Genomic DNA, 21,867 nt, shown 5'->3' with positions numbered 1-21,867 from the left:
CCCTGGCCGGCTCCGTGCCTGTGCCCGCCGCCCCGCCGCCGATGCCGAGCGCCGACGGCCTCAAGAGTTATCTCGACTGGATGCAACAGGCTGCCGCCGCGATGACCGGGCAGGGCGGCCATGTCACGCCGTCGGTCGCGCCGTTCGGTCACTGGACGATGCCCGGCACCGGCACGCCGCCGGTCAGCCTCGACGCGCTGCGCGGGCTGCTCGACACGCCGGCTTTCGGCTATACGCGGGAACAGCAGGCCCAGCAGCAGGCACTCATGCGCGCGCTGCTCGACCACCAGCAGGCCAGCGCGCGCTACCAGGAACTGCTTGCCCGCGCGCAGGCACAAGGCGCCGAGCGGATGCAGCGCAAGCTGGCCGAACCCGGCTTCCAGGTCGATTCGCTCAAGGCCATGTACGACCTATGGGTCGACGCGGTGGAGGAAGCCTATGCGGAGATCGCGCTCTCGGATGAGTTCCGCGAGGCCTATGCCACCCAGGGCAATACGCAGATGCGCGTGCGCCAGTTGCAGCAGCAACAGGTGGAACAGTGGTGCCGCGAGACCGGCCTGCCTACGCGCAGCGAGGTTGCGACGCTGGGCCAGCGGCTGCAGGAACTGCGCCGCGACCTCCGGCGCATGCAGGCGGTTGGTCGCAGTGTTCCCGAAGGAGTGGCCGTAAAGGCGTCCAAGGCCAAGGTGCCAGCCAAGCCCGCGACGCGCGCCAAGGCAAGGCCCGCGTCCCAGACCACCACCCGCCGCGCACCGCGCAAGCCGCGCTGAGACCGACCATGCAGACGCCAGGACCACTGGATCCCGCGCGGATCCTCGACGAGATCGCCGCCTTCCAGCGCAAGCTGGGCGCAGCCGCAACCAGCCTGCACGGCCTGGCCGAGCCTGCCTATGCCGACACCCCGCGGGAGCTGGTCTACCGCGAGGACAAGCTCACGCTCTGGCGCATGCGCGGCGAGCGCGAACCGACCTCCCGCACGCCCCTGCTGATCGTCTACGCGCTGGTCAACACGGTCTGGATGACCGACCTGCAGAGCGACCGCTCGCTGGTGCGCAACCTGTTGGCGCAGGGCGAGGACGTGTACCTGATCGACTGGGGCTATCCCGACGGTGCCGACCGCTGGCTCACGCTGGAGGACTACATCGACGGCTATCTCGACCGCTGCGTCGATGCCGTGCGTGCACAGGCCGGCGTGGAAGCCATCGACCTGCTCGGCATCTGCCAGGGCGGCGCGTTCTCGCTGTGCTACGCGGTGCTGCACGCGGACAAGGTGCGCAACCTGGTGACCATGGTCACCCCGGTGGACTACCACACGCCGGACAACATGCTCTCGCACTGGGCGCGCGACATCGACGTCGACCTGTTCGTCGACACGCTGGGCAACATCCCCGCCGCGCTGATGAACTGGGTGTACCTCACGCTCAAGCCGGTGCGGCTGCTGCAGCAGAAGTACGTCAACCTGGTCGACATCCTCGACAACCCGCGGGAACTGGAGAACTTCCTGCGCATGGAGCGCTGGATCTTCGATTCGCCCGACCAGGCCGGCGAAGCGTTCCGCGAGTTCGTCAAGGAATTCTTCCAGGCCAACAAGCTGGTCAAGGGCGGTCTCACGATCGGCGGCAAGCCGGTGGACCTCGGCCGGATCACCCAGCCCGTGCTCAACATCTATGCCGAGCAGGACCACCTGGTCCCGCCCGATGCCTCGCGCGCGCTTGGCCATCACGTCGGCAGCGACGACTATACCGAGCTGGCCTTCAAGGGCGGTCACATCGGCATCTACGTGTCCGGCCGTGCGCAGCGCGAGGTGCCGCCGGCGATCCACCGCTGGCTGCGTGAGCACGCGTAGCGGACCGTACTTCGGCGGCTGGACCCGCAGCTAGAGCCCGCTCCGCGCATCGCCCGCGCGGCCAGGGCAGGCAGGCGGCCAGGCTTCCGGGCCTTCCGGCTGCCACAGAAAGAACTCACCGGATAGCGGTCCCTTGGTATCGCGGGCGAACAGCAGCGATTTGCCGCTGGGCGAGAAGGCGGCGCCGATCTCGCTGCCGTTGAGGTTCACCTCCGGCCCGAGCTTGGTCTTCGGCTGCCAGCGCTCGCCCTTGCGCACGCTCTGGTAGAGGCCGCCATCCGCCATCACGACCAGGCGCTTGCCGTCGGGCGAGGGCAGCGGCTCGTATTCGTCGCCGGCCGTGTTGATGGCCGGGCCCAGGTTCTCCGCCTGCCACCGGCCGTGGGCATCCTGCCGTGCGCGCCAGATGTCGGTCTTGCCCAATCCGCCGGGACGATCCGAGCCGAAGTACAGCCAGCCGTCGGGCGCCGGCCGTGGAAACCATTCCTGCCCGGTCGAGTTCACGGGCGCCGGCAGGCGCTCGGGAATGCCCCAATGGCCGTCGGCCAGCCGCTTTACCCGCCAGAGGTCGAGGTCCTTGCGGCGGACCCCGTCGGTGGAACGCGTCGAGATGAAGTAGAGCCATTGGCCGTCGGGCGTGACGAACGGATCGGCCTCCACGCCATCGCCGGCGAAGCTGGCGTCCACCGGGGTGTCCCAGCCCGCGGGGCCGCAGTGGCTGACCATGATTCGCCAGCCGCGGAAGTCGCGCGAGCTGCGCACGAAATAGAAATCGCCGGTGACCGGATCGAAAGCGCCATGCGATTCGAACAGCGGCGTGGAGATGGCGGCCGGCGACCACGGCTTCGCCGGTTCCGCGGCCCGGACAGGCAGCGCCGCCGAGCACGTGAGCATGAGGACTCCGGCGATCGGGCCCAGACGCCCTCGCAGGCGTGCGGCTGGGCCGCCCTTCACCGCAATATCTAAGTCGGGCCGGAGATGATTTCCCGCGTGCGTCGGCTGGCGTGGATGCACAGGCTTCATTCCCGGAGTGGACACGGTGTGCATGCTAGGGCATCGCCGTGGGATGCACGAGCCGCATGCTAGGCTTCCGATTTTTCGAGCCGCGCCCGTCCGATGAACACTCCCACCGAATCGCTCCACGAGCACGACACCATCCGCGCCGTGCAATGGCGCGGCGACCGGCTGTGCCTGCTGGACCAGCGCCTGCTGCCTGGCGAGGAACTCTGGATCGAGTGCCGCGACGCAGGGCAGGTCACCCAGGCGATCCGCGACCTGGCCGTGCGCGGCGCGCCGGCCATCGGCATTGCCGCCGCGTGGGGCGTGGTGCTGGCGGCGCAACAGGGCGCGTCGCTGGACGAGGTGCTGGCCACGCTGCGCGCGGCGCGTCCGACCGCGGTGAACCTGATGTGGGCGCTCGACCGCATGAAGGCGCGCATCGCCGCCGGTGCCGATGTCACTGCACTGGAGCGCGAGGCGCAGTCGATCCAGGACGAGGATCTGGCCGCCAACCGCCGCATGGGCGAACTGGGCGCAGCCCTCATCTCGCCGGGATCGGGCGTGCTCACCCATTGCAACACCGGTTCGCTCGCCACCGCCGGCTACGGCACGGCGCTGGGCGTGATCCGCGCGGGCGTCGCCGGCGGGCGCATCGAGGAGGTGTTCGCCGGCGAGACGCGCCCCTGGCAGCAGGGCGCGCGCCTGACCATGTACGAGCTGGTGCGCGACAGGATCCCCGCACACCTGATCGCCGACTCGGCTGCCGCACACCTGATGCGCTCGGGCAAGGTGCAGTGGGTGATCGTGGGCGCCGATCGTATCGCCGCCAACGGCGACACCGCCAACAAGATCGGCACCTACCAGCTCGCCATCGCCGCACGCCACCACGGCGTGAAATTCATGGTGGTCGCGCCGTCCTCGACGGTGGACATGGCCACGCCGGATGGCGAGGCGATCGAGATCGAGCTGCGCCACGCCGACGAACTGCTTGCTACCGGCGGCCGCCGCACGGTGGTCGAGGGAGCACAGGCCTGGAACCCGGTGTTCGACGTCACCCCTGCGGAACTGATCGATGCCATCGTCACCGAGCGCGGGGTGATCGAACGTCCCGGTGCTATCGCCATGCAGGCGATGTTCGGTCGGTGAGGCTGCGCCACGAGGCCGCGCTGTTCGCTGTCGGCGGCGTGCTCGGCCTGTTGGCGGACGCCGGCACGGTGCAGGCGCTGGTCGGCTGGGGCCGATGGAATCCGTACCTGGCGCGGGTGCCGTCGTTCCTGCTGGCGGCCACGCTGACCTGGGTCTGGAATCGCCGGCACACCTTCGCCCATCGCGGCAGCGGGCGCTCGGCAGCGTCCGAATGGTTGCACTGGCTGGCGCTGATGGGCGCGGGCGCCTGCGTGAACTACGCGACCTACGCGGTGCTGCTGCTGTCCTTCGAGCCGCTGCAACGGTGGCCGGCACTGGCCGCCGCGGCCGGGTCTTCGGTGGCGGCGCTGGTCAATTTTTCGACCGCGCGCGGCGTGCTTTTTCGGCGCCCAAAAGAGCTTGTGTAATCCATTGATTTAAAAGTAAAAATAATGAGTGTTCCGGCGGCATTCGTGCTACAATTTCACGATTGCTTGAAGGCCGCGCAACCGCGTGCACGAAGCGCAGGTGGCGCGGCCTTTTTCGTTTCCATGGAAGCCGACTGGGAAGCCGATTGATGGCAGAACTCGCCAAAGAAGTCATCCGCGTCAACATCGAAGACGAGATGCGCCAGAGCTACCTCGATTACGCCATGAGCGTGATCGTGGGGCGCGCCCTTCCGGACGTGCGCGATGGCCTCAAACCCGTGCATCGCCGCGTGCTCTTCGCGATGAACGAACTGGGCAACGCCTGGAACAAGCCGTACAAGAAATCGGCCCGCGTGGTCGGTGACGTGATCGGTAAGTACCACCCGCACGGCGACGCATCGGTCTACGACGCGATCGTGCGCATGGCGCAGCCGTTCTCGCTGCGCTACATGCTGGTCGATGGCCAGGGCAACTTCGGCTCGGTCGACGGCGACAACGCGGCAGCGATGCGTTACACCGAGGTACGCATGTCGCGCCTCACGCACGAACTGCTGGCGGACATCGACAAGGAAACGGTCGACTTCGGCCCCAACTACGACGAGTCCGAGCAGGAGCCGCTGGTCCTGCCCACGCGCGTGCCGAACCTGCTGATCAATGGCTCGGCCGGCATCGCGGTGGGCATGGCCACCAACGTGCCGCCGCACAACTTGAACGAGGTGATCGCGGCGACCATCGCGCTGATCGACGAGCCGGCGCTGTCGGTCGACGAGCTGATGCAGTACATCCCGGGTCCGGACTTCCCGACCGCCGGCATCATCAACGGCGCGGCCGGCATCGTGGAGGCCTACCGCACCGGCCGGGGACGCATCCTGGTGCGCGCACGTACCGAGATCGAGACCGAGTCCAACGGTCGCGAGACGATCCTCGTCCACGAGCTGCCCTACCAGGTGAACAAGGCGCGGCTGATCGAAAAGATCGCCGAGCTGGTCAAGGAAAAGAAGCTCGAGGGCATCAGCGAGCTGCGCGACGAGTCCGACAAGGACGGCATGCGCATCGTGATCGAGGTGCGCCGCGACGCGATGGCCGACGTGGTGCTCAACAACCTGTTCCTGCAGACGCAGCTGCAGGTCACCTTCGGCATCAACATGGTGGCGCTGCTGGATGGCCAGCCGCGGCTGCTCAACCTCAAGGAGATCCTCGAGGCCTTCGTCCGCCACCGCCGCGAGGTGGTGACCCGCCGCACGATCTTCGAATTGCGCAAGGCGCGCGCCCGTGCGCACATCCTCGAAGGCCTCACCGTCGCGCTGGCCAACATCGACGAGATGATCGAGCTGATCCGCGGTTCGGCCTCGCCGGCCGAGGCGCGCGAGCGCATGCTGGCGCGCAAGTGGCAGCCGGGCATGGTCAGTGCCTTGCTGGCCGCCGCCGGCGCCGATGCCTCGCGGCCGGAGGACATGGATCCGCGCGACGGCCTGAAGGGCGACGGCTACCAGCTCTCCGACGCACAGGCGCAGGAAATCCTGGCCATGCGCCTGCATCGCCTGACCGGCCTGGAGCAGGAGAAGCTCTCCGACGAGTACCGGCAGATCCTGGAAACCATCCGCGGCCTGATCGAGATCCTCGAGAACCCGGACGTGCTGTTGAAGGTGATCCGCGAGGAGCTGGAAGTCATCAAGGCCGAGTACGGCGACGAGCGGCGTACCGAGATCCAGCATTCGCAGGAAGACTTGAACGTCCTCGACCTGATCGCGCCGGAGGACATGGTCGTCACGCTGTCGCACACCGGCTACGTCAAGCGCCAGCCGGCCAGCACCTATCGCGCGCAGAAGCGCGGCGGCAAGGGCCGCTCGGCCTCGGCGCTGAAGGACGAGGATTTCGTCGAGCAGCTGTGGGTGGTCAACACGCACGACACGCTGCTGACCTTCACCAGCACCGGCCGGGTCTATTGGCTCAAGGTCTACCAGATGCCCGAGGCGGGGCCCGGCGCGCGCGGCAAGCCGATGGTCAACCTGCTGCCGCTGGGCGAGGGCGAGAAGGTGCAGGCGGTGCTGCCGATCCGCGAATACAGCCCGGACTGCTACGCGTTCTTCGCCACGCGATGCGGCACGGTCAAGAAGACCCCGCTGACCGAGTTCGCCTTCCAGCTGCAGCGCGGCAAGATCGCGATCAACCTGGACGAGGGCGATGCGCTGGTCGACGTGGCCATCACCAACGGCAACAGCGACATCCTGCTGTTCGCCTCCAACGGCAAGGTCAACCGCTTCGACGAGAACACCGTGCGCTCGATGGGCCGTACCGCCACCGGCGTGCGCGGCATGCGGCTGGCCGAGGGCGCCGAGGTGGTCTCGCTGATCGTGGCTGCCGAGGGCGACATCCTGACCGCCACCGAGCGCGGTTACGGCAAGCGCACGCCGCTGGAGGAGTTCACCAAGAAGGGCCGCGGCACCCAGGGCGTGATCGGCATCCAGTGCTCCGAGCGCAACGGCGCGCTGGTGTCCGCGGTGCAGGTCACCGAGGCGCACGAACTGATGCTGATCTCCAACCAGGGCACGCTGGTGCGTACACGCGTCGGCGAGATTTCCCAGCTCGGCCGCAACACTCAGGGCGTCACCCTGATCCGCTTGCCGGCTGACGAGAACCTGGTCAGCGTAGTGCGGCTGGATGCGGAGGAGGGCAACGGGGACGACCCGGAAGGTATGGCCGACGCGCCACCGGACGCGCCAGCCGAATAGGGCCTGACCCACGAAGCCCCGGCACGCCGGGGCTTCGTTTTTCTACAGGACTACGGCGTGATCGGGCAGGGCCTGCAGCACCGCCTCGGCGGTGGAAACACGGAACTCGCCCGGCGCCTCCACATGCAGCTGGCGCACGACGCCGTCTTCGGCATACAGCGCGAAGCGGCGGGCACGCAGCCCCATGCCATAGGCGGTGCCGTCGAATTCCAGCCCCAACGCACGCGTGAAGCTGGCGTTGCCGTCGGCCAGCAGACGTAGACCGGCAGGCACCTGCTGCACTGCCGCCCAGGCCTGCATTACGTAGGCATCGTTCACGGCCATGCCGATCACCTGGATGCCGCGCTCCCGGAACTCACGGTAGTGCTGCACGTAGCCTGGCAGGTGGTGGTCCGAGCAGGTGGGCGTGAAGGCGCCGGGTACGGCGAACAGCACGACCCGGGCGTGGGCGAACAGGCTTGCGGTGGACAGGCGCTGCGGCGGGGTACCGTCTTCGATCACTGCCACTTCGACGTCCGGCAGGGTTTGGCCTATCTGGATGCTCATGCGGATCCGTCCTTGCGGGTGGGGCAGGCATCCTAACCCCCGGATGCGCGGCTGTCGCCTTGAATCGGTGGCGCGCGCACCTACTTTTGGGGCAAGCGGCGCACGCCGTGACCTTTTTGGAGGACCCCGCCTATGAGTTCGAACCGCAACCCGATGTGGAACGCCGCCAGTGCCTTCCCCGAGGAGATCCGCCATGCCTTCGACCGCTTTTTCCAGCAGGAGGAGGCGGACGGCTCCAACGTGGTGACCAGCCAGTGGGCACCGCGCGTGGACATCAAGGAAGAGGACAAGCGTTTCCTGATCTTCGTGGACGTGCCCGGTGTGGATCCGGCGAACATCGAAGTGAGCATGGAGAAGGGCATCCTCACCATCAAGGGTGAGCGCACCGTGCAGAACCAGGAGCAGAACGGCCGCTTCACCCGCATCGAGCGCTCGCACGGCACCTTCCATCGCCGCTTCGCGCTGCCGGACAGTGCCGATCCGGATGGCATCACCGCAATGGGCCGCCACGGCGTGCTGGAAATCGTGATACCGAAGCGGGCGGAAACCACGCCGCGGCGCATCTCGATCTCCACCGAGCATGGCGCGGGCAGCGGCGGCCCGTCCACCAGCCACTGAAGCGGCTACCGTAGCGTGTCACGGGCGGCCCCCGCGGAGCGCATCCGCGGCGGGCCGCCTGCCTGCGCAGTCTTGCCGAGGAAGGGCAGTGGAATTCAAAGACTATTACGACATCCTCGGGGTGAAGCCCGACGCCAGCGAGGCCGAAATCAAGGCCGCTTACCGCAAGCTGGCGCGGCAATACCACCCGGACAAGAACAAGGAAGCCGGCGCCGAGGAGCGTTTCAAGGCGATCAACGAAGCCAACGAGGCGCTGCGCGATCCGGAGAAGCGCCGCGCCTACGACCAGCTGCGAGCCGGCGGCTATCGCGGCGGCGAGCAATTCCGTCCGCCGCCGGGCTGGGGGCAGGGCGGCGGCTTCGATTTCGGTGACGTCGGCGATGGCGATTTCAGCGATTTTTTCGAAAGCCTGTTCGGCCGTGCCGGCGGCGGTCCCCGCGGTCAGCCGCGGCCGCGACGCGGCCGCGACGTGCAGGCGCAGGTGCAGATCGACCTGCAGACGGCTTTCGATGGCGGCCGCACGCGGCTGGCGTTGCAGGGCGGCGGCAACGAGCGTGTGCTGGAAGTGAAGATTCCGGCCGGCATCCTGCCTGGCCAGGTGATCCGCCTGGGCGGGCAGGGCCAGCCCGGCGTGGCCGGCGGGCCAAACGGCGACCTGCTGCTGGAGGTGGCGATCCGCGACGATGCCCGCTTCACGCTGGAAGGACGCAACGTGTTGCACGTGCTGCCGCTGGCCCCCTGGGAAGCGGCCCTGGGCGCCACGGTGCCGGTGCCGACGCTGGCCGGCGCGGTGGACATGCGCATTCCCGCCGGCTCGCAATCCGGCCGCAAGCTGCGGCTCAAGGGGCGGGGCCTGCCGGGAGCGCCGCCAGGCGACCAGTTGGTGGAGCTGTCGATCCGCGTGCCGTCGGCGGAAAGCGATGCCGAGCGCGAAGCCTACGAGACCTTGCGCAGGCAGTTCGGGGGCTATGACCCGCGCGCCTGAGCGGTCTTGCTCCCTTTCCCTCGGGGAGAGGCCAAGGCGGGCTCAGGCCGGCAGCAGCGGCTTGATCGTGGCGATCAGCTCGTCTTCCTTGATCGGCTTGGTCACGTAGGCCTTGGCGCCCTGGCGCATGCCCCACACGCGATCGGTTTCCTGGTCCTTGGTGGTGACCAGCACGACGGGGATGTGGGCGGTGTCGGGGTCCTTGCTGATCGTGCGCGTGGCCTGGAATCCGTTGAGGTTGGGCATGACCACGTCCATCAGGATCAGGTCGGGGCGCTCGCGGCGGGCGACTTCCACGCCGGCGGCGCCGTCTTCCGCAGTCAGCGCCTCATGGCCGAGTTTCTCGACGATGCGCTTGAGGCCCAGCAGCTGCGACGGGGAGTCGTCGACGATCAGGATTCGTGCCATGAGGTTTGGGGGTTCCCTGGTGGTTGTGTGAATTCTATGCCGCGAGGAGAGCGCTTCCAAGCGCGGGCTTCAGGCGTCGCCGATGCGCACCAGGGTGCGGCCGAAGGACTCGCCGGCGAGCATGTGCCCGAAGACGTCGGACAGTTCTTCCAGAGGCACTTCGCGCGTGGCGATGCGCTCCAGGTGGCGCGGCTTCCAGTCGTCGGCCAGGTGCTGCCAGATCCGCTCGCGCAGGTCGCGCGCGGTGCCGGCGGAGGCGATGCCCAGCAGGCTCACGCCGCGGATGATGAAGGGCATGACGGTGCCGTCGAAGGCGATGCCGCCGGCGTTGCCGCAAATCGCCACGTTGCCGTAGGGCACGACCTGCGGCAGCAGGCCCGCCAGCATCGCGCCGCCGACGTTGTCCAGCGCACCGCCGAAACGGGCCGACTCCATCGGCTTGCCGCTGAAGGCGAGCTTGTGGCGGTCGATGCATTCGCGCGCGCCGAGGCTGCGCAGGAAATCGAAGTGCTCGGCCTTGCCGCTGATCGCGTGTACTTCGTAGCCGGCCCGGCTGAAGATGTCGATGGCGAGCTGGCCCACGCCACCGCTGGCGCCGGTGACGGCGATCGGGCCCAGACCGGGCGTCTGGCGGTTGTCCTGCATGCGCAGCAGGGCCAGGGCAGCGGTGAAGCCCGCGGTGCCCAGAATCATGCTCTCGCGCAGGGACAGGCCGGTAGGTAGCGGGATCGCCCAGCGCGCGTCCAGCCGGGCGAACTGGGCATAGCCGCCGTCGCGCGTCTCGGACAGGCCACTGCCGGTGCATAGCACCGCGTCGCCTTCCCTGAAGGCCGGATCGGTCGAGGCGACGACATGGCCGGCCAGGTCGATGCCGCCGTTGAGCGGATGGCGGCGCAGGATCTTGCCCTTGCCGGTGCCGGCCAGCGCGTCCTTGTAGTTGACCGAGGAATACGCGACCTTGACCAGCACTTCGCCGGGCGTGAGCGCATCCGTGTCCATCGTTTCGATGCGGCTGCGATAGCCGGCATCGTCGTCGCGGATACGCAGGGCGCGGAATGCGGTTGAAGGGTTCATGCCTTGCCTCCTGCCTGTGTCACGCGTCGATGCTGCGATCGTCCACCCATTTGGGCAGGTAGCGGCCTTCGTAGGCAGCCATCCAGTCGAACAGCTCGCCCATGTCCTGGCCGAACCAGACGTCCTCGCGCTGTTCGGGGCGCACGAAGCGCTCGCCCACCATGTGGTCCATCATCGCGCGCAGGTGCGTGTAGTAACCGCGCACGTCGAGGAAGGCGCACGGATAGCGGTGCAGGCCCAGCTGCGCCCAGGTCAGCATCTCGAACATCTCGTCCATGGTGCCGAAGCCGCCGGGCAGGGCGACGAAGGCCTCGGACAGCTCGTACATGCGGGTCTTGCGCTGGTGCATGGTCTCGACCACCACCAGTTCGCTGAGGTCCGGGTGTGCGACCTCCAGGTCGACCAGCTGGCGAGGGATCACGCCGACCACCCTGCCGCCGGCGGCCAGCACGGCGTCGGCCACGGTGCCCATCAGCCCGACCTTGCCGCCGCCGTAGACCAGCGCGATACCGCGCCGGGCCATCTCGGTGCCGAAGGCGCGGGCCTGCTCGGCGTAGTCCGGATGGCTGCCGCTGCTGGAGCCGCAGTAGACGCAGAGGGCGGTGGGTTGGGGCATGGGCGTCCGGTGTGCTTGGCGGATGGTTGGAGCCACGAAGCGAAACGGCCCGCCCATGTCGCCACGAGCGGGCCGCATCGGCCTTCGCGCAGGGCGTCAGTTGCCCTTGTGGATCGCGCGCTTGTCGACCGACAGCGCCGCCTCGTGCACCGCTTCGGAAAGCGTCGGGTGGGCGTGGACGATGCGCGCCAGGTCCTCGGACGAGCCCTTGAACTCCATCGCCACCACGCACTCGGCGATCAGCTCGGACACGCCCGGGCCGACCATGTGCACGCCGAGGATGCGGTCGGTCTCGGCATGGGCGAGCATCTTCACCTGGCCGATCGCCTCGTTCATGGCGACGGCGCGGCCGATGGCGGCGAACGGGAAGGTGCCGACCTTGTAGGGCACGCCTTCGTCCTTGAGCTGCTTCTCGGTCTTGCCTGCCCAGGCGATTTCCGGCTCGGTGTAGATCACCCACGGCACGGTGTCGAGGTTGATGTGGCCGGCCTTGCCGGCGATCCACTCGGCCACCGCGACGCCTTCCTCGGAGCCCTTGTGCGCCAGCATCGGGCCACGCACGGCGTCGCCGATCGCCCACACGCCGTCGACTCCAGTGTGGTTGTGCTCGTCGACCACGATGCGGCCGCGCTCGTCCAGCTTGACCCCGGTGTCATTGGCCAGCAGGCCGTCGGTGTAGGCGCGGCGGCCCACGGCCACCAGCAGCTTGTCCACCACGAGCTGTTGCTCGCCGTCCTTGTCCGAGTAGGTAAGGTGCACGCCGTCCTTCTTCACCTCGGCCTTGGAGACCTTGGCGCCCAGCTTGATCTGCAGGCCCTGCTTGGTGAATTCCTTCAGCGCGATCTTGGCGACGTCCGCGTCGGCGGCGCCCAGGAAGTCGGGCAGCGCTTCCAGCACGGTGACCTCGGCGCCCATGCGCTTCCAAACGCTGCCGAGCTCGAGGCCGATCACGCCGGCTCCGATCACACCCAAACGCTTGGGCACTTCGGTGAAATCCAGCGCGCCGGCGTTGTCGACGATCGCCTTGCCGTCGAACTTGGCGAACGGCAATTCGATCGGCACCGAGCCGGAGGCCAGGATCACGTTGGTGGCGCTGAGCGTCTGCTTGGAGCCGTCCTTGCCGGTCACCTCGACCTGGTTGCTGCCGCCCGTCTTGGAGCCGAGCAGCTTGCCCTTGCCGTAGAAGGCGGTGACCTTGTTGGCCTTGAACAGCTGGCCGATGCCGCCGGTGAACTGCTTGACGATCTTGTCCTTGCGGCCGATGAAGGTGCCCAGGTCGACCTTGGCGCCTTCCACGCTGATGCCGTGGACGGGGAAGTTGTGCGAGATGTTCCAGAACTGGCGCGAGGAGTCGAGCAGCGCCTTGGACGGGATGCAGCCCACGTTGAGGCAGGTGCCGCCCAGCGCCTGCTTGCCGTCCTTGCCGGTGAAATCGTCGACGCAGGCGGTCTTCAGGCCCAGCTGCGCGGCGCGGATCGCGGCCACGTAGCCGGCCGGGCCGGCGCCGATGACGATGACGTCGAATTGTTGGTCACTCATGCGAGGTTCCTTGCTGGCGAGCCCTGCTCGCTGGTGAAGCGGAAGATGGGCGCTGGTGCGCCGGAAACAACCAAACTGGAGTGGTTCCAATCGAGTCCGGGCACCAGAGCTTCGTTACCTATTTTCTGATCGCCGGGGCGGCGATCAGAGCCCGAGCAGCATGCGCTGCGGGTTCTCCAACTGGTCCTTGATGTCGACCAGGAACAGCACCGCGTCCTTGCCGTCGATGATGCGGTGGTCGTAGGAGATGGCGATGTACATCATCGGCGCGGCGATGACCTGGCCGTTCTCGACGATGGCGCGCTCCTTGATCGTGTGCATGCCGAGGATCGCACTCTGCGGCGGGTTGACGATCGGCGTGGAGAGCAGGGACCCGAACGTCCCGCCGTTCGTGATGGTGAAGGTGCCGCCCTGCAGGTCGTCCAGCGAGAGTTTGCCGTCGCGCGCCTTCTTGGCGTAGTCGGCGATGCCCTGCTCGATGTCCGCGAAGCCCATGTCCTGCACGTCGCGCAGCACTGGCGTCACCAGGCCCTTGTCGGTGGACACCGCGATCGAGATGTCCTGGTAGCCGTGGTAGATGATGTCGTTGCCGTCGACCGAGGCATTGACGATCGGGTGGCGCTTGAGCGCTTCGGCGGCCGCCTTGACGAAGAAGCTCATGAAGCCGAGCTTGATGCCGTGGGTCTTCTGGAACTGCTCGCCGAGAGACTTGCGCATCTTCACGACCTCGGCCAGGTTCACCTCGTTGAACGAGGTGAGCATGGCGATCGAGTTCTTCGACTGCATCAGGCGCTCGGCGATCTTGGCGCGCATGCGGGTCATCGGCACGCGCTCTTCCGGACGTGCGCCCGGCGTGGGCTTGGCGGCAGGGGCAGGAGCGGCGCCGCCCTTGCCGTAGTTGACCAGGTCTTCCTTGGTCACGCGGCCGTCGCGGCCGGTGCCGGCGACCTTGGACGGATCGATGTGCTCCTCGGTGGCCACGCGGCGACCGGCCGGGGAGAGCTCGTCCACGCCCTTGCCGGAAGCCTTTGGAGCTTCGGCCTTGGCCGGCGCCGGGGCGGCGGCCTTGGGCTCTTCCTTCGCGACGGGCGCGGGAGCCGGCGCGGCGGCGCCTTCCTCCAGGATCGCGATGACCTGCTGGCTGTTCACCGTGTCGCCGGCCTGGTGCCTGATCTCCTTGAGCACGCCATCGACCGGCGAGGGTACTTCCAGCACCACCTTGTCGGTTTCAAGGTCGACGAGGTTCTCGTCGCGCTTGACCGCCTCGCCGACCTTCTTGTGCCAGCTGGCGATGGTGGCGTCGGAGACCGACTCGGGCAGGACGGGGACTTTGACTTCGATGGACATAACGGGTCCTTGGTTTGTGCGCTCGTCCCTGAGCGCGGAGGTCAAAAAGCGGCCATCCCGGCCGCACTGTTCGGGAGGTTCTTTATTCGGCGGAATAGTCATCGCCGATCGGCGCGACCAGCGCCTGCTCGACGAGTGCCGTCTGTTCGGCAGTGTGGGTGTTGAGATGTCCCGCGGCCGGGGCAGGCGAGCGGCCACGGCCGGCGTAGGACAAGCTGCGCTTGGTGCCGACGCAGGCCTGCAGGTGGTGGCGGATCTGGAACCAGGCGCCCTGGTTCATCGGCTCTTCCTGGCACCAGATGACTTCCTTGGTCGCCGTGTACTTGTCCAGTTCGGCGATGACTTCGGCGCGCGGGAACGGATAGAGCTGCTCGACGCGCACGATGGCGACCTCGCCAAGCCCGCGCTTGTCAGCCTCCTCCAGCAGGTCGTAGTAGACCTTGCCCGAGCACAGCACCACGCGCTTGACCTTCTTGGCCGCCAGCTCGCGGTGCTCGCCGATCACCAGCTGGAAACTGCCGCCGGCCAGCTCGTCCAGCGACGACACCGCCAACTTGTGGCGCAGCAGCGACTTGGGCGTCATCACGATCAGCGGCTTGCGCACCGGGCGCACCATCTGCCGGCGGATCATGTGGAAGGCCTGCGCCGGGGTGGTCGGCACGCACACCTGCATGTTGTCGAAGGCGCACAGCTGCAGGAAGCGCTCCAGGCGGGCGGAGGAGTGCTCCGGGCCCTGGCCCTCGTAGCCGTGCGGCAGGAACAGCGCCAGGCCGCACAGGCGGTTCCACTTGGCCTCGCCCGAGCTGATGAACTGGTCGATCACCACCTGCGCGCCGTTGGCGAAGTCGCCGAACTGCGCTTCCCAGATGTCCAGCGTGTACGGGTCGGTGGTGGCGTGGCCGTATTCGAAGGCCATCACCGCTTCCTCGGAGAGCAGCGAGTCGATCACCTCGACGTCGGCGCCCGCGCGCACGGTGGCCAGCGGCATGTAGGTGTGGCCGTCCTTCTGGTCGTGCAGCACGGCGTGGCGGTGGAAGAAGGTGCCGCGGCCGGAGTCCTGGCCGACCAGGCGCAGGTTGTAGTCCTGGTCGATCAGCGTGGCGTAGGCCAGGTTCTCGGCGAAGCCCCAGTCGGCCGGGTGCTCGCCGGCGGCCATCTTGCGGCGGTCGTCGTAGATCTTGGCCACGCGCGGCTGCAGGGTGACGTCGGCGGGCAGGTCGAGGATGCGGTTGGCCAGCTCCAGCAGCTTCTGCTTCGGCACGCCGGTATCCGAGGGCGTAGACAGCTTGCCGCCGATGAAGCGGCTCCAGTCCACGTGGATGTCGCGCTTGGGATCGAGGTCGAGCGCGGTCATCGAGCCGCCGGTTTCCAGGCGGTCGCGATAGGCGTCCAGCTCCTTCTGTCCGTCGCCCGCGGCCAGCACGCCTTCCTTCACCAGCTGCTGCGCATAGAGGTCGCGCGCGGTCGGGCGCTTCTTGATGATCTGGTACATCACCGGCTGCGTGGCGGAGGGTTCGTCCGCCTCGTTGTGGCCGTGGCGGCGATAGCAGACCAGGTCGATCACCACGTCCTTGCGGAAGGTCTTGCGGAACTCGTAGGCGAGCCGGGTGACCTCGATCACCGCCTCGGGGTCGTCGCCGTTCACGTGGAACACCGGCGCGTTGACCATCTTGGCCAGGTCGGTGCAGTACAGCGTGGAGCGCGCGTCCTGCGGGTTGGAGGTGGTGAAGCCCACCTGGTTGTTGATCACGATGTGCAGGCTGCCGCCGATCTTGAAGCCGCGCGCCTGCGACATCTGGAACAGCTCCATGTTGACGCCCTGGCCGGCGAAGGCCGCGTCGCCATGGATCAGCACCGCCATCGACTGGGTGTGCTCGCCGTCGCGGCGGCGGATCTGCCGGGCGTGCACCGAGCCGGCCACCACCGGGTTGACGATCTCCAGGTGGGAGGGGTTGAACGCCAGCGCCACGTGCACGCCGCCGCCCTTGGGCGTCTTGACGTCGGCGGAGAAGCCCATGTGGTACTTCACGTCGCCCGAGTGGGCCGGGTCGTCCGGATGCTCGAACTTGCCCTCGAACTCGTTGAACAGGGTCTTGGGCGGCTTGCCCAGGATGTTGACCAGCACGTTCAGGCGGCCGCGATGGGCCATGCCGATCACCAGGTCCTTGACGCCGTTGTCGCCGGCGGCGGTGACCACGTCGTCGACCATCGGGATCAGGCTGTCGCCGCCTTCCAGCGAGAAGCGCTTCTGGCCGACGTACTTGGTGTGCAGGTAGCGCTCCAGCCCCTCGGCGGCGGTGAGGCCGGCGAGCACGCGCTTCTTGCCGGCGGCGTCCAGGCCAGCGCTGCCGTTGGCCTGCTCCAGGCGGGTGTAGATCCAGCTGCGCTGGGCGTGGTCGGAGATGAACATGAACTCCGGACCGATCGTGCTGGCGTAGACCTTCTTCAGGCGCGCGAGCAGCTCGCGCAGCTTCATGCGCTGGCCGCCGCCGGCAAAGGTGCCGCAGTCGAACTCGGTATCCAGGTCCGCGTCGGACAGGCCATGGAAGGCGAGGCCCAGGTCGGGCGCTTCCATCTTGTTGGCCAGGCCCAGCGGATCGAGGTCGGCGGCCAGGTGGCCGCGAGAACGATAAGCGGTGAGCAGGCGCAGCACGCCGGCCTGCTTGCGGGCGTGGGCGTCGTCCACCGGGGCGCCGGCGACGGCATGGCGCTGTCTCTGCGCCGCCTCGATGCGGGCGATGGCGGCCGAATGGGGCGTATCGCTGCCACGGCCCTTGAATGATTCGAAATAGCCGGCCCAGTCGGCGGTCACCGACGCGGGGTCGGCCAGCCAGGACTCGTAAAGCTGCTCGACGTAATCGGCGTTGCCGCCGGCGAGTTGGGAGGACTCGGAAAACTCGCGAATCAGGTTCGTGCTCACGTCACCACCGGCAGGGAAGGGAGGCTTGCGGCCAGCTGTCTGGGGAAGGGCAAAAGGCCGGATGCAATCTTAACGATTATACGCCTCGCCTGCTGCGCCGCGGCAAGCCAGGGCACGCTTCAGACGTCGCGGTGGCGGCGCCGGTTTCAAGGCCGGATCCAGGCTTGTCGGCATGGCGCCGTACCTGCGGGCGCAGGCGGACCCCGACCGAGGCAGGCGGTGGTCCAGCCGGCATTCAGTTCGAGGGACTCGCGGACTGCTGGATGCGTGGCGGACCCCGCATGCCGCCATGCCCGGACAGTGCGGAATGCTTCCGCTAGGGGCCGGCGACGGCGGCGCTGATGGCGTCCTGCAACTGGCTGGCCGTGAACGGCTTGGCCACCACGACCACACCTTCGGGCGCGCCGGAAATCGCCGCGGTATCGGCATAGCCGCTGATGATGATGCCGGGCAGTCCCGGCTTGACGGCGCGCAGCTTGCGGATGACCTCGGAGCCGGACACCAGCGGCATCGCGTAGTCGCTGATGATGAAGTCGATCGCCTGCAGGCCGTCGGCTTCGATCAGCTCGCCCACGTGGCCGCCGTCGGCCGCCATGGTGACCCGGTGCCCGAGGTCCTCGAGCATGGCCGCCGTGGTGGCGCGCACGCCTTCGTGGTCGTCGACCAGCAGGATGTGGCGCTCGCGGTTGCGCGCCGCGAACCCGTCGACGCTGGCGCCCGCCGCGACGCGGCGCGCCGTATCCGGGGCGCGCGGCAGCCACAGCTCGACCGTCGTGCCGTGGCCGAGCCGGCTTTCGATGCGCGTGGTGCCGCCGGACTGCTGGGCAAAGCCGTAGACCATCGAGAGGCCCAGGCCGGTGCCCTTGCCGACCGCCTTGGTGGTGAAAAACGGTTCGGCGACGCGTTCGAGCATGTCCGGGGCGATGCCGCAGCCGGTATCGGAGACCGCCAGCACCACATAGTCGCCCGCGGCCGTACCGTCGTCGCCCGCAAGGCTGACGTTGCGGCAGGCGATGAGGATCTTGCCGCCATCGGGCATGGCATCGCGGGCGTTGATCGCCAGGTTCATCAGCGCCAGCTCGAGCTGCGTTTCGTCGGCGTAGGGCGACCACAAGTTCTCGCCCAGCTCCCACTCCAGCGTCACCAGCCCACCCAGCGTGTGCGCCAGCAGCTGGCTGACGGAGCCGGCGAGGTCTTCCATGTCCACTCGCGCCGGCGCGAGTTTCTGCTTGCGCGCGAAGGCGAGCAGGCGCGAGACCAGTTCGGCGCCTTGCTCGGCGGCGTGGCGGGTCATCTGCAGCACCTTGCGCTGGTCGTCGGCCAGCGCCACGCGGCGCTCGATCAGGCCCAGGCCACCCAGCACGGCGGCCAGCAGGTTGTTGAAGTCGTGCGCTATGCCGCCGGTGAGCTGGCCCAGCGCATCCATCTTGCGCACGTGCAGCAGCTGCGATTCCAGATCCTTGCGATCGGTGACGTCGAGCAGCGTGCCGGCGTATTCCAGCGGCTGCCCTTCGGCGTCGCGCAGCAGCACGGCCTGGTCGAGGAAGTGCTTGTAGGTGCCGTCGGCGCACTGCCAGCGGTATTCCACCGCATAGGCGCGGCCGTCGCGGCGTGCGCGCAGGGCGGCGGTGACGCGCTCGCGGTCGTCCGGGTGCAGCCGGTCCAGCCACAGCGTCGGCGTGGCGATGACCTCTTCGAAGTCGAAGCCGGTGACCGTCTTGAAGTTGCCGCTGACGAACTTGGGAATGCGCGGGGCCGCGTTCTGCTCTTCCAGGTACAGGATGATGGGCAGCGACTGGATGATCGCCGCCTGGCGCTGCTCGGCCAGGCGCAGTTCCTGCTCGGCGCGCAGGCGCTCGGCGTTGGCGCGCAGGTTGGCATCCAGCAGCTGCTGCTCCTGCTGCGCCTTGCGGCGTACCTCGCGCGTCATCATGTAGAGGTCGACGAACACCGCCGCCTTGGAGCGCAGCACCACCGGCTCGACCGGCTTGAACACGTAGTCCACCGCGCCCATCGAGTAGCCGCGGATCAGGTGCTCGGTCTCCTTGTTGACCGCCGACAGGAAGATGATCGGGATGCGCTTGGTGTGTTCGCGCGCGCGGATGATCTGCGCGGTCTCGTAGCCGTCCATGCCGGGCATGTAGACGTCCAGCAGGATCACCGCGAACTCGCCCTTGAGCAGGTGCCGCAGCGCTTCCTCGCCGGACTTGGCCAGCACCACGTCGGCGACGTCCTCCAGCACGGTGCGGATCGCCAGCAGGTTGCGCTCGTCGTCATCCACGATCAGGATGCGCGCCCGCTCGGGCGGGTCGGAGGAGCGGATGCGCCGGGCGGCAGCGGAAAGCGGGAGGCGGGAAACGGGGGCGTTCATGGGCAGGGTTCCACGCTACGGCGCGACGGCCAGCGCGCGCTCGCGCGCCCGGGCGATCCACACGCGCAGCAGGGCCAGCAACAGCTCGATGTCCACCGGCTTGGCGATGTAGTCCGACGCGCCGGCGTCCAGGCATTTCTGGCGGTCGCCCTTCATGGCCTTGGCGGTCACGGCGATCAGCGGCACTTCGGTCAGCGCCGGCTTCGCGCGGATCTGCTGCATGGTCTCGTAGCCGTCCATCTCCGGCATCATGATGTCGATCAGCGCGATGTCGATGCCTGGCGTCTGCTCCAGGATCAGGATGCCTTCCCGGCCGCCCTCGGCGTGCAGCACTTCCACACCGTGGCTTTCCAGCACGCTGGTCAGCGAATAGATGTTGCGGATGTCGTCGTCGACGATCAGGATGCGCGCGCCGGCCAGTTCGGGCACCGCGTGCAGGCCGACGGTCGCTTCCGGCGCCGGCCGCGGCGTGGGCGACCGGCGTACATGGTGGGCCAGGCGCGTGAACACCTCGGACAGCTGTTCGGGCGCGGCCGGCTTCTCGGTGACGCCGAACGCGCCCAGGTCGAGCGTCGAGGCGAGCTTGTCGGCGCCGGAGATCACCTGGATCGGCATGTGCATGGTCTGCGGATCGTGCTTGAGCAGGTCCAGCAATACGAAACCGTCGATGTCGGACAGGCCCAGGTCCAGCGTGATCGCGTGCGGCTGCAGCTTGCGCGCCAGCGCCAGGGTGCCTGCGCCGGCGGTGGAAACCACGCCCTTGAGCCCCGCTTCGCGGGCGATGTCCAGCAGGATCGAGGCGAAGGTCGGGTCGTCCTCGACGATCAGCACGAACGGGGCGTCGCCCAATGCGTCGCGGTCGTCGGTGACCTCCATCTGCGTGGGCAGCACGCCGGGCACCATCGCGCCGCTGTTGTAGCGGGCCTCGCTGCTGCCCAGCGGCAGGGCCGCCAGCGAGACCGCCTCCATCGGCACGAACAGGGTGAAGGTGGAGCCCTCGCCCGGAGTGGAGCGCACCTGCAGCTCGCCGCCGATCAGCCGCGCGATCTCCCGGCTGATGGAGAGGCCCAGGCCGGTGCCGCCGTATTTGCGGCTGGTGGTGCCGTCGGCCTGCTGGAAAGCCTCGAAGATCAGCTTCTGCTTGTCCTTGGGGATGCCGATGCCGGTGTCGCTGACGGCGATCTCGATGGCGCGGTCGACGTAGCGCAGCACCGGGTGGTTGGTGCTCCAGCCGCCCGACACCGGCCGCACGGCCAGCGTGACGCTGCCCTCGCCGGTGAACTTGAAGGCGTTGGAGAGCAGGTTCAGCACGACCTGCTGCAGGCGCTTCTCGTCGGTACGGATCGCCGCCGGCAGCGCCGGGTCGAACTCCACCCTGAACTCCAGGCCCTTGTCGCTGGCAAGCTGCCGGAACGTGCGCTCCATGTGCTGCTTGAGCCCGCTGAGCGGCATGTCGCCGATCTCGATGGACACGGTGCCCGACTCGATCTTGGAAAGGTCGAGGATGTCGTTGATCAGGCTGAGCAGGTCCGAGCCGGCCGAGTGGATGGTGCGGGCGAACTCGGTCTGCTTCTCGCTCAGGTTGCCCTGCGGGTTGTCGGCGAGCAGGCGCGAGAGGATCAGCAGCGAATTGAGCGGCGTGCGCAGCTCGTGGCTCATGTTGGCCAGGAACTCGGACTTGTACTTGGAAGTGAGGGAGAGCTGCTCGGCCTTTTCCTCCACCGCGCGGCGGGCCATCTCGATCTCGAAGTTCTTGGCTTCCACCTGCTTCTTCTCGTTCTCCAGCAACTGGGCCTTCTCCTGCAGCTCCTCGTTGGTGGTGTGCAGCTCTTCCTGCTTGGTGGTCAGCTCGGTCTGGCGCGACTGCAGCTCCTGCGTGAGCAGCTGCGACTGCTTGAGCAGGCCCTCGGTACGCATGGTGGCGGCGATGGTGTTGAGCACGATGCCGACCGATTCCATCAGCTGGTCGAGGAAGCTCTGGTGGGTCTCGTTGAAATGGTTGAAGGAGGCCAGTTCGATGACCGCCTTGACGTCGTCCTCGAACAGCGCCGGCAGGATCGCCACGTTGGCCGGCGCCGCGTGGCCCAGACCCGAGCCGATGCGGATGAAGCTGTCCGGGATGTCGGTCAGCAGCATCGCGCGCTTGTCGGCGGCGCACTGGCCGACCAGGCCTTCGCGCAGCTTGAAGGTGGGCTTCAACTGGTCGCGGCTTTCCGCGCCGTAGCTTGCGACCAGGTCCAGCACGGTCTCGTTGTCCTCGCGGCGCGCCACGTAGAACACGCCGTACTGCGCGTTCACCAGCGGCGCCAGCTC

The 21,867-nt window shown here is 68.0% G+C and carries 17 protein-coding genes; 7 read left to right on the top strand and 10 right to left on the bottom strand.

Features of this window, described 5'->3' with window-relative positions:
- Nucleotides 1-770: poly(R)-hydroxyalkanoic acid synthase subunit PhaE (locus HOQ08_RS06465; RefSeq protein ID WP_291192555.1), on the top strand; the 770-nt coding region annotated here is incomplete at its 5' end.
- Nucleotides 771-778: 8 nt separating this feature from the next.
- Nucleotides 779-1,846, top strand: coding sequence for a class III poly(R)-hydroxyalkanoic acid synthase subunit PhaC (gene phaC, locus HOQ08_RS06460; protein WP_291192554.1), 1,068 nt, complete (start codon nt 779-781; stop codon nt 1,844-1,846).
- Nucleotides 1,847-1,876: 30 nt separating this feature from the next.
- On the opposite strand, the gene HOQ08_RS06455 is transcribed toward phaC, so the two are convergent.
- A complete protein-coding gene (locus tag HOQ08_RS06455; RefSeq protein ID WP_291192553.1) occupies nt 1,877-2,740 on the bottom strand; it encodes a hypothetical protein in 864 nt (287 codons plus the stop codon).
- Between the two features lie 222 nt (nt 2,741-2,962).
- Here HOQ08_RS06455 and mtnA point away from each other — a divergent pair, with 222 nt between their 5' ends.
- The 3 genes from mtnA (at nt 2,963) to gyrA (ending at nt 7,130) form a co-directional block, all read left to right on the top strand.
- Complete coding sequence (mtnA, locus tag HOQ08_RS06450) at nt 2,963-3,991, top strand: S-methyl-5-thioribose-1-phosphate isomerase (RefSeq protein WP_291192552.1); 1,029 nt, start codon at nt 2,963-2,965, stop codon at nt 3,989-3,991.
- Complete coding sequence (locus tag HOQ08_RS06445) at nt 3,988-4,398, top strand: GtrA family protein (RefSeq protein ID WP_291192551.1); 411 nt, start codon at nt 3,988-3,990, stop codon at nt 4,396-4,398. The genes mtnA and HOQ08_RS06445 overlap by 4 nt, the downstream gene beginning before the upstream one ends.
- A 149-nt stretch (nt 4,399-4,547) precedes the next feature.
- Complete coding sequence (gene gyrA, locus HOQ08_RS06440) at nt 4,548-7,130, top strand: DNA gyrase subunit A (RefSeq protein WP_291192550.1); 2,583 nt, start codon at nt 4,548-4,550, stop codon at nt 7,128-7,130.
- A 42-nt stretch (nt 7,131-7,172) separates the two neighbouring features.
- Here gyrA and HOQ08_RS06435 read toward each other — a convergent pair whose 3' ends face one another.
- Nucleotides 7,173-7,676 (bottom strand): peroxiredoxin, encoded by a 504-nt coding sequence (locus HOQ08_RS06435; RefSeq protein WP_291192549.1) that lies wholly within the window; start codon nt 7,674-7,676, stop codon nt 7,173-7,175.
- A gap of 132 nt (nt 7,677-7,808) precedes the next feature.
- Here HOQ08_RS06435 and HOQ08_RS06430 point away from each other — a divergent pair, with 132 nt between their 5' ends.
- A complete protein-coding gene (locus HOQ08_RS06430; protein WP_291192548.1) occupies nt 7,809-8,294 on the top strand; it encodes an Hsp20/alpha crystallin family protein in 486 nt (161 codons plus the stop codon).
- Between the two features lie 88 nt (nt 8,295-8,382).
- A complete protein-coding gene (locus HOQ08_RS06425) occupies nt 8,383-9,279 on the top strand; it encodes a DnaJ C-terminal domain-containing protein (protein ID WP_291192547.1) in 897 nt (298 codons plus the stop codon).
- 42 nt (nt 9,280-9,321) lie between these two features.
- Here HOQ08_RS06425 and pilH read toward each other — a convergent pair whose 3' ends face one another.
- The 8 genes from pilH to HOQ08_RS06385 all read right to left on the bottom strand — a co-directional run.
- Nucleotides 9,322-9,687 (bottom strand): twitching motility response regulator PilH, encoded by a 366-nt coding sequence (gene pilH, locus HOQ08_RS06420; RefSeq protein WP_291192546.1) that lies wholly within the window; start codon nt 9,685-9,687, stop codon nt 9,322-9,324.
- 69 nt (nt 9,688-9,756) lie between these two features.
- Entirely contained in the window at nt 9,757-10,761 is a 1,005-nt protein-coding gene (locus HOQ08_RS06415) for an oxidoreductase (RefSeq protein ID WP_291192545.1), read from the bottom strand.
- Between the two features lie 19 nt (nt 10,762-10,780).
- Nucleotides 10,781-11,377, bottom strand: coding sequence for a TIGR00730 family Rossman fold protein (locus HOQ08_RS06410; RefSeq protein ID WP_291192544.1), 597 nt, complete (start codon nt 11,375-11,377; stop codon nt 10,781-10,783).
- Nucleotides 11,378-11,473: 96 nt separating this feature from the next.
- Nucleotides 11,474-12,916: a dihydrolipoyl dehydrogenase gene (gene lpdA, locus HOQ08_RS06405; RefSeq protein WP_291192543.1), complete on the bottom strand. Its 1,443-nt coding sequence runs from the start codon at nt 12,914-12,916 to the stop codon at nt 11,474-11,476.
- Between the two features lie 144 nt (nt 12,917-13,060).
- The gene (odhB, locus tag HOQ08_RS06400; RefSeq protein ID WP_291192542.1) at nt 13,061-14,263 is read right to left on the bottom strand and encodes a 2-oxoglutarate dehydrogenase complex dihydrolipoyllysine-residue succinyltransferase; all 1,203 of its coding nucleotides are present in this window, start codon (nt 14,261-14,263) and stop codon (nt 13,061-13,063) included.
- Between the two features lie 82 nt (nt 14,264-14,345).
- Nucleotides 14,346-17,183, bottom strand: coding sequence for a 2-oxoglutarate dehydrogenase E1 component (locus HOQ08_RS06395; RefSeq protein ID WP_291192541.1), 2,838 nt, complete (start codon nt 17,181-17,183; stop codon nt 14,346-14,348).
- A 316-nt stretch (nt 17,184-17,499) separates the two neighbouring features.
- Nucleotides 17,500-19,554, bottom strand: a complete 2,055-nt coding sequence (locus HOQ08_RS06390) for a response regulator (RefSeq protein WP_291192540.1) — start codon at nt 19,552-19,554, stop codon at nt 17,500-17,502.
- Nucleotides 19,555-19,569: 15 nt separating this feature from the next.
- On the bottom strand, nt 19,570-21,867 hold a 2,298-nt coding region (locus HOQ08_RS06385), incomplete at its 5' end, for a response regulator (RefSeq protein WP_291192539.1).

It is taken from the genome of Frateuria sp. (genome assembly GCF_013362045.1).
Lineage (GTDB): Bacteria > Pseudomonadota > Gammaproteobacteria > Xanthomonadales > Rhodanobacteraceae > Frateuria_A.
Note: the sequence above shows the minus strand (reverse complement) of the source record. Positions and strands in the feature narration are given on the sequence as shown.